Source organism: Streptomyces sp. S6 (assembly GCF_054880855.1).
Window position 1 is genome coordinate 1 of record NZ_JBTYMC010000289.1, and the last position, 8447, is coordinate 8447.

Sequence of the window (8447 nt, forward strand, 5' to 3'; positions counted from 1 at the left end):
CGGACCGGCGCTCGGTGAGCGCGGGCAGCGGGCGGCGGCCCGGATCGCCGCCGCCACGGGGGCCGTGCTGTACAGCGAGACCTTCCCGGCAGTCGCCGAGCGCGGGGGCGGCCTGCCGGATCTCGACCGGCTCCCCTACTTCCCGGAGAAGGCGATCGACGCCCTCGCCGGAGCCCAACTGGTCCTGCTGGCCGGGGCGTTGGAGCCGGTGGCCTACTTCGGCTACGAAGGCATCCCCAGCCTCCTGGCTCCCCCGGGCACCGTGGAGACCCTGAGCACGCCCGGGGAGGACGGCGCCCTCGCGCTGGAGGCCCTCGCGGATCTGCTCGGCGCCCCCGAACCGGCCCGCCACGACCGGCCGTCCGACCAGGGACTCCCGGCCGGGCCGCTCACCCCCGGGGCCGTCGGCCTGATCGTGGCGGGCATGCTGCCCGAGCAGTCCGTCGTCTCCGTCGAGGGCGGCACGTGCGGCTACCCCTTCTTCACCGCGTCCTCCCGCGCCGCCCGGCACACCACGCTCACCAACACCGGCGGCGCCATCGGACAGGGCCTGCCCGCAGCCGTCGGCGCGGCGATCGCCGCCCCCGGCCGCAAGGTGATCGCCCTCCAGTCCGACGGCAGCGCGCAGTACACGATCCAGTCGCTGTGGACGATGGCCCGCGAACAGTTGCCGATCGTCACCCTCATCGCCTCCAACCGCGCCTACAACGTCCTGCGCACCGAACTCGACCGCCACGGCCAGAGCCGGCCCGGCCCCCGGGCCACCGCGCTGACCAGCCTGGACGGGCCGGCCTTCGACTGGCCCTCGCTGGCGCGCGGCTACGGCGTGCCCGGCACCCGGGTGGAGACGGCCGAGGCGCTGCGGCGCGAACTGGGCCGGGCGCTGGCCGCCGACGGACCCCGCCTCATCGAGATGGCCCTGTGAGAGGAACGAGCATGTCCAGCGCAGCAGCGGAGGCGGTCGACCGCTTCCTCGCCGCACCCCGGTCCCTGTTCATCGGCGGGCAGTGGGTGCAGGCCCGCTCCGGCCGCACCTTCGAGAGCGTCGACCCCGCCACGGGCGCCGTGCTCACCACCGTGCCGGACGGCGGCGCCGCCGACGTCGACCTAGCCGTCGAGGCCGCGCGCCGCGCCTTCGACGACCCCGGGTGGCGCCGGATGAGCCCGATGGACCGGGGTGCGCTGCTGCACCGGATCGCCGATGTCATCGAGGCGCACGGCGAGGAGCTGGCGCTGCTGGAGTCCCGGGACAACGGCAAGCCGGTGTCGGTCGCGCGCCTCGTGGACGTGGGCACCAGCGTGAAGCTGTTCCGCTACTTCGCGGGCTGGCCGAGCAAGCTGGAGGGCAGCACGATCCCCGTCTCTCCGCGCGGGGGCCTGCGGGTGCTGAACTACACCACCCGGCAGCCGGTCGGGGTGGCCGCGCTGATCGTGCCGTGGAACTTCCCCGTGTCGATGGCCTGCTGGAAACTCGCGCCCGCCCTGGCCACCGGCTGCGCGGTCGTCCTCAAGCCGGCCGAGGAGACCCCGCTGTCCACGCTGCGGCTCGCCGAGCTGCTCCAGGAGGCGGGGGTGCCGGACGGTGTCGTCAACGTCGTCACCGGGCGCGGCGCCGAGGCGGGGGCCGCGCTCGCCGGGCACGACGGGGTCGACAAGGTGGCCTTCACCGGGTCGACGGAGACGGGGCGTGCCGTGGTGCGGGCCGCCGCCGGGAACCTGAAGAAGGTGTCCCTCGAACTCGGCGGGAAATCACCGAACATCGTGCTGCCCGACGCCGATCCGCAGGCCGTCGCCGAGGCCGCCGCGCAGGCCGTCTTCTTCAACCAGGGGCAGGTCTGCACGGCCGGCTCCCGGCTGTACGTGCACCGCGACATCTTCGACGACGTCCTCGACGCGGTGGCCGAGCGCGCCCGCAGCATCGTCGTGGGACCCGGCAGCGACCCCGGCACCGAGATGGGGCCGCTGGTCTCCGCGCGGCACCACGAACGGGTCCGGGGCTTCATCGAGGCCGGCCGCTCGCAGGGGGCGCTGCTCGCGGCCGGCGGTGGCCGGCCCGAGCTGCACGAGGCGTACGACGGCGGGTACTTCGTCGAGCCGACGGTGTTCGTCGCGCCGGACGACGGCTTGCGGATCGTGCGGGAGGAGATCTTCGGTCCCGTGCTGTCCGCGATGCGCTGGGACGACGTGGACGACCTGGTCGCGCGGGCCAACGACTCGCCGTTCGGGCTGTCGGCCGGGATCTGGACCTCCGACCTCGGGCACGCCCACCGCATCGCCGACGAGTTGCAGGCGGGGACGGTGTGGATCAACTGCTACAACCTCACCGATCCCGCGTCGCCCTTCGGCGGATTCAAGCAGTCCGGCTGGGGCCGGGAGATGGGCCGGACGGTGCTCGACCTCTACACCGAGGTCAAGAGCGTCTGGGTCAATCTCGGCTGACACCTCTGGGAGACACACATGGATCTGGAACTGGGCGGCAGGACCGCCATCGTGACCGGCGGCAGCCTCGGCATCGGCCGGGCCGTCGCCCGTGAACTCGCCGCCGAGGGTGCGACCGTCGTCGTCACCGCCCGCCGGCTGCCTCTGCTGGAGCGCACCGCGAAGGACATCGAGGCGGAGACCGGCGGCAGGGTCCTGCCGTTCGTCTCGGACACCGACGACACCGAGTCCGTGCGGGCCATGGTGCGGGACGTGGCCGGGGAGCTGGGGCGGATCGACATCCTCGTCAACGGCGCCGCCGCGCCCTCCGGGCTGGTGCGCAACTCGGTCGAGGAGGCGGACCCCGAGCTGCTGCTGGCCGACATCAACACGAAGGTCGTCGGCTACTTCCGCTGCGCGCAGGCCGTCACCCCGCACATGAAGGCGGGCGGGTACGGGCGGATCGTCAACATCGGCGGGCTGACGGGGCGTTCGAGCCACGCCCTGTCGGGGATGCGCAATCTGGCGATCGTGCATCTGACGAAGGCCCTCTCCGACCAGCTCGGGCCGTCCGGCATCACCGTCAACACCCTGCACCCGGGGGTGGTGGAGACCGAGCACATCCACGAGCTGTACGAGAAGGAGGCCGCGAAGCGGGGGGTGACCGCCGCCGAGGTCGAGGCCGACTTCGTCGCCCGCACGCCGATCCGCCGGATCCTGGAGCCGGTGGAGATCGCCCAGGCGGTCTGTTTCCTGGCTTCCCCCCGGGCCGCCGCCATCACCGGTGAGTCGCTGGGCATCGACGGCGGTCTCACCCGCGGCGTCTTCCTCTGAACCACGCCCCCCACCTACGACGTAAGGAAGCATCCGACATGGAAGGCACCATCCTGGTCGCCACCGCCGGCCAGGGCGTTCTGCGCTCGTCCGACGACGGCGCCACCTGGTCGCGCCTCGGACTCGGACAGGCCATCGAGTTCGACGCCGTGGTCCGCTGCCTGGCCGTCCACCCCCACCACCCCGACGTGGTCTTCGCCGGCGCCGACGCGGGTCTCGTGCGCAGCACCGACGCCGGCGTCACCTGGGAGCTGGTCGACTCACCGATGAACGGCCGGACCATCTGGTCGCTGGCCGTCGACCCCACCCACCCGGACACGATGCTCGCGGGCACCGGCGCCCCCTCCCGCGCGGCCGTGTTCCGCACCACCGACGGCGGCACCACCTGGGACGAACTGGCGCCGGAGATCCCGGAGTTCTGCGCGGGCGTCAACCGTCCCCGCATCCTGACCTGTGTGGTCGACCGGTACGACCCCAAGGACATGTGGTTCGGCGTCGAGGAGGGCGGCCTGTGGCGCAGCCGCGACCGGGGTGACACCTGGACGCGTCTCGACGGCACGCCCGCCGCGCTGCCGGAGGGTGTCACCAACTCCGACATCCACTGCATACGCGTCCTGGAAGGGCCGCCGAAGACGATCGTCGTCGCCGTCGTCAACGCGCTGTTCGTCAGCCAGGACGACGGCGTGACCTGGACGCGGACCGACACCCGCAAGACGTTCGGCATCTACTACACCCGGCTCGTCGAGCAACTCCCCGGCAGCGACGACCTGTTGCTCGGCATCGGGGACGGCACCCCCGGCACCACCACCAGGATCCTGCGCTCCGAGGACCTCGGGCGCAGCTGGCAGGACACCGAGCTGGACACGCCCGCCAACTCGACGGTGTGGGCGTTCAGCACGCACGCCGCCGATCCCGGTCTGGTCTTCGCGGGCACGAAGTACGGCCACCTCCTGCGCTCCACCGACGCCGGGCGCTCCTGGCGCAAGGAGTGGCGCGAGTTCAGCGAGATCACCGACGTCGCCTGGACCCCCGCGACGGCACCCGCCCCGGAAGGACACTGACCATGGAACCCGACGAACGGGTCCTCGCCCCGCACGAGGAACCCACCCCGATCCTCGCCGACCCGCGCGGCACGGTGACCCCCCGGGTGCGCCGCACCCACCTGTCGCTGTTCGTACGCGACCCCGAGGCGTCCGCCGAGTGGTACGCGGACGTCCTCGGCATGGAGGTCACCGCGCGCGGCCCGCAGTGGGTGTTCCTGTCGTTCGGCAAGAAGCACCACGACATCGCCCTGATCCGCGCCGAGGAGGGCGCCGTCGCCGGCGGGGTCGGCCTCCAGCACTACGGCCTGGAAGTCGAGGGCGACCTCGACGAGTGGCGGCGGCTGTACGGGATGCTGCTCGCCAAGAACGTGCCCGTGGTGAAGACCACCGACCACAAGATCGGTTTCGGCCTGTACTTCACGGACCCGGACGGCAACCGCTTCGAGTTCTTCCACGAGACGGTCACCGACGACGAGGAGGGCAAGCGGATCCTCGGCCTGTACGGCGCCCCCAGCGAGCCCGTGGCGTTCGAGCCGCTCCCGTGACCGCCCTGTCCCCCTCCCCCGCACTCCCCGAGGAAGCAGCCATGCCCCAGCCCAACTTCGCCGGTTACCACATCCGCAAGTGGTACACCCAGATCGAGGACACCCTCGCCAACGAGACCGGTGTCCTCGCCGACGGCGACCCCGTCCGCAAGATCGTCATCGCGGCGGCGGTCCACAACCCCTACGCCGGACGCTTCAGCGAGGACCTCGGCGACATCGTCGACGACTCCCCGAAGCTCGGCGAGGAGTTCGGCCGGCGCATCCGCGAGGCGGCCGGCGGTCACGCGATCCAGAGTTACGGCAAGGCGTGCCTCGTCGGCACGGCCGGTGAGTACGAGCACGGCAACGCGTTCCTCACCGCGGTCTTCGCGGACCCGGTGCGCGCGGCGGTCGGCGGCGGCAAGGCGTGGGTGCCGTCGACCGGCAAGCGGGGCGGTCCCGGCACCGTCCTCGACATTCCGCTGGCGCACAAGGACGCCCTGTACGTCCGCTCGCACTACGACACGATCACGACGAGCTTCTCCGACAGCCCGAACCCCGACGAGGTCGTGGTGGTGTTCGCGTTCGCCACGCGCGGCCGGCTGCACGCGCGGCTCGGCGGGATCGACGCCGCCGACGTCCAGGGGCAGGACGGGCTGCACTGAGATGGCCGCCGACACCATCCCGGCCGGGCGGGACCGGTTCGTCACGCTCGGCGGGCTGCGCGTCCACTACGTCGAGTGGGGCGCCGAGGACGCGCCCCCGGTCGTCCTGCTGCACGGGCTGCGCAGCTACGCCCGGACGTTCGAGCCGCTGGCCGAGCGGCTCGCGGACCGCTACCGGGTCCTCGCCCCGGACGCCCGGGGGCGCGGCGACAGCGACTGGGACGCGGAACGCTCCTACTACCCGGAGTCCTACGTCGGTGATCTGGAGCGGTTCGCCGACCGGCTCGGGCTGGTCCGGTTCGTGCTGCTGGGCCACTCCATGGGCGGCACCACCACGTACGTGTACGCGGCGCGTCACCCCGGGCGGGTGAGCGCCGCCGTGGTGGAGGACATCGGGCCGGGTTCGTCGCTGGCGGGTGCGGGGGCCGAGCGGATCAGGCGTGAAGTGGCCGCGACCCCGGACGGCTTCGACAGCCTGGAGGCGGCCCGCGCGTACTGGCGCGGCATCCGGCCGCACATCTCGCAGGAGGCTCTCGACTCGCGGGTGCGGCACACCCTCGTCGCCGGGGAGGGGGGCCGCTGGCGGTGGAAGCTCGACATGGCGGGCATCGCGGCGGCCCGCCTCGACCCCGACCCGGCCCGCCAGGTCGACCTGTGGCCGTACGTCGAGGCCCTGACGTGTCCGACGCTGGTCGTGCGGGGCGGGGCGTCGGACTTCCTGCCCGCCGCGACGGCCGAGGAGATGACGCGGCGCAACCCCCTGATCCGCGCGGTGGACATCCCCGGGGCCGGGCACTACGTGCACGACGACGCCCCGGACCTCTTCCACGACCACCTCACCGGATTCCTGCGGAGCACGGAGGCCGTCCGATGACCGAACTCGTCGAACACCGCACACAGGTGGCGGTCGTCGGTGCGGGGCCCGTCGGTGCGACGGTCGCGAACTACCTCGGCCTGTACGGGGTGCGGACGCTGCTGATCGACCGCGCCGAGGAGATCGTCGACTATCCGCGCGCGGTCGGCATGGACGACGAGTGCCTGCGCAGCTTCCAGGGGATCGGCCTGGCCGAGGACATGCTCGGCGACATGATCCAGAACGTGCCGCTGAAGCTGTTCGCGGCGGACGGCCGCTGTCTCGCGGACATCCGGCCGGACACCAGGGAGTTCGGCTGGCCCCGGCGGAACATCTTCATGCAGCAGCTCGCGGAGCGCGCCCTGCGGGCCGGCCTCGGCCGGTTCCCGCACGTGCGGCCGCTGTTCGGGCACGAACTCGTCCGGGTCGAACAGGACGGCGTCGAGGCCCGGCTGCACATCACCGGGCCCGAGGGTGAACGGGTCCTCGTGCACGCCGAGTACGTGGTCGGCGCCGACGGCGGGCGCAGTACCGTGCGCGAGCAGTCGGGCATCGCGCTGCGCGGGGACACGCATCCGCGCAAGTGGGTCGTCATCGAGTGCGACAACGATCCGCTGGACGCGCCGTACACGGGGCTGCACGGCGACCCGAGGCGTCCGTACGTGTGCCTCGATCTGCCTTACGGCTACCGGCGCTGGGAGTTCATGCTCTTTCCCGGTGAGGACGCGGAGGCCATGCTGCGGCCGGAGAAGGTGCACGAGCTGCTCGCCGGGCACGTGCCCGATCCGACGGCGCTGCGCATCATCCGCGCCCGCGTCTACACCCATCACTCGCGGGTCGCCGACCGGTTCGTGCAGGGCCGGGTCTGTCTCGTGGGGGACGCCGCGCACCTGATGCCGCCGTGGGCCGGCCAGGGTCTGAACACGGGGATCCGGGACGCGACCAACGTGGCCTGGAAGCTGGCGGCCGTCGTCGGCGGGCGGGCCCGCGCCGGGATCCTCGCCAGCTACGACGTGGAGCGGCGCGACCACGCCCGTGCGATGGTGCGGCTGTCGGACACCCTCGGCCGGTTCCTGTCCCCGGCGCGTCCGGGCGTGGCACGGGCCCGGGACGCCGTGATGCGCGGGCTGACGGTCGCGCCGCCGGTGCGGGACTGGGTGACACACATGCGGTTCAAACCCGTGCCCCGGTACACCGAGGGGGTCGTGCTGCACGCCGGGCGGCCGGTGCGCAAGACGTCGCCGGTGGGCCGGATGTTCGTCCAGCCCCGGGTGGAGACCGCCGACGGGAAGGTGCTCCCGCTGGACGAGGTCCTCGGCGAGTGGTTCGCGCTCGTCGGGTACGGCGACGATCCCCTCGTCCACCTCGACGCCGCCGGCCGCGCCTTCTGGGACCGGCTCGGGACGCGGTACCTGCACGTCGTCGAGTCCCGCTCCGGGCGCTCCCGCGGCGAGCGGCGGGTGTCGACGACCGGGGCGGTGACGGTGGAGGACGTCGACGGCACGTTGCGGGACTGGTTCGCCGCACACCGGGGCAGCATCGCCGTCCTGCGGCCCGACCGGTACCTCGCGGCGCTGACGGATCCCCGCGACCTCGGCGCGGTGACGGACTCGTTCGAGCGGTTGCTGGCGCCGACGCGGGAGGCGGCAGTCTCCGAGAAGTAGACGGGTGGCGGGGTCGCCGCCTTCGCCGAGGGTCCCTTACCAGGACAGCGGTTCGCACGCCGCGTGCCAGGCCGGAGGCAGCGCGGCGACCCCCGTGCGCGCGGCGATGACTCCGCCCGCGACGGCGCAGGTGGTGTCGATGTCTCCGCGCCCGGCGACCGTGGCCCACAGGCCCTCGTGCAGGTCGTCGAGGTGCCCCGCCGCGCACCACAGGGCGTAGGGGACGGTGTCGGGCCCGGACATGCGGTAGCCGGAGCCGAGGACCTCCGCCGCGTGCACGACCGAGGTGTGGTCCGGCATCCGGGCCGCGATCCGCACGCCCGAGCGGACGTCGCTGTCGGGGAGGCGTTCGGCGACGGCCCGCAGGAAGTCCGGCCGGGACGGTGCGGCCCCGCCACGGCTGCGGGTCGCCAGTGCCGCGGCCACGGCGACGGCCACCGCCGCGG

The 8447-nt window shown here is 73.1% G+C and carries 9 protein-coding genes; 8 read left to right on the forward strand and 1 reads right to left on the reverse strand.

The window, feature by feature from the left end:
* The 8 genes from ACVNF4_RS28500 to ACVNF4_RS28535 all read left to right on the forward strand — a co-directional run.
* Positions 1-925, forward strand: a 925-nt coding sequence (locus tag ACVNF4_RS28500; RefSeq protein WP_461805755.1) for an acetolactate synthase large subunit, incomplete at its 5' end; no start/stop codon positions are given.
* An 11-nt stretch (positions 926-936) separates the two neighbouring features.
* Complete coding sequence (locus tag ACVNF4_RS28505) at positions 937-2439, forward strand: aldehyde dehydrogenase family protein (protein ID WP_461805756.1); 1503 nt, start codon at positions 937-939, stop codon at positions 2437-2439.
* An 18-nt stretch (positions 2440-2457) separates the two neighbouring features.
* On the forward strand, positions 2458-3252 hold the full coding sequence (locus tag ACVNF4_RS28510; RefSeq protein ID WP_461805757.1) for an SDR family NAD(P)-dependent oxidoreductase: 795 nt from the start codon (positions 2458-2460) through the stop codon (positions 3250-3252).
* Positions 3253-3290: 38 nt separating this feature from the next.
* Positions 3291-4313 (forward strand): WD40/YVTN/BNR-like repeat-containing protein, encoded by a 1023-nt coding sequence (locus ACVNF4_RS28515; protein WP_461805758.1) that lies wholly within the window; start codon positions 3291-3293, stop codon positions 4311-4313.
* Between the two features lie 2 nt (positions 4314-4315).
* Positions 4316-4840 carry a VOC family protein gene (locus ACVNF4_RS28520; RefSeq protein WP_461805759.1) on the forward strand — a complete coding sequence of 175 codons (525 nt, stop codon included), beginning with the start codon at positions 4316-4318 and terminating at the stop codon, positions 4838-4840.
* 41 nt (positions 4841-4881) lie between these two features.
* A complete protein-coding gene (locus tag ACVNF4_RS28525; protein ID WP_461805760.1) occupies positions 4882-5484 on the forward strand; it encodes an amino acid synthesis family protein in 603 nt (200 codons plus the stop codon).
* Position 5485: 1 nt separating this feature from the next.
* Positions 5486-6358 carry an alpha/beta fold hydrolase gene (locus ACVNF4_RS28530; RefSeq protein WP_461805761.1) on the forward strand — a complete coding sequence of 291 codons (873 nt, stop codon included), beginning with the start codon at positions 5486-5488 and terminating at the stop codon, positions 6356-6358.
* The gene (locus ACVNF4_RS28535; protein ID WP_461805762.1) at positions 6355-8001 is read left to right on the forward strand and encodes a bifunctional 3-(3-hydroxy-phenyl)propionate/3-hydroxycinnamic acid hydroxylase; all 1647 of its coding nucleotides are present in this window, start codon (positions 6355-6357) and stop codon (positions 7999-8001) included. Before ACVNF4_RS28530 ends, ACVNF4_RS28535 begins: the two co-directional genes overlap by 4 nt.
* 36 nt (positions 8002-8037) lie before the next feature.
* On the opposite strand, the gene ACVNF4_RS28540 is transcribed toward ACVNF4_RS28535, so the two are convergent.
* On the reverse strand, positions 8038-8447 hold a 410-nt coding region (locus ACVNF4_RS28540; protein WP_461805763.1), incomplete at its 5' end, for an ADP-ribosylglycohydrolase family protein.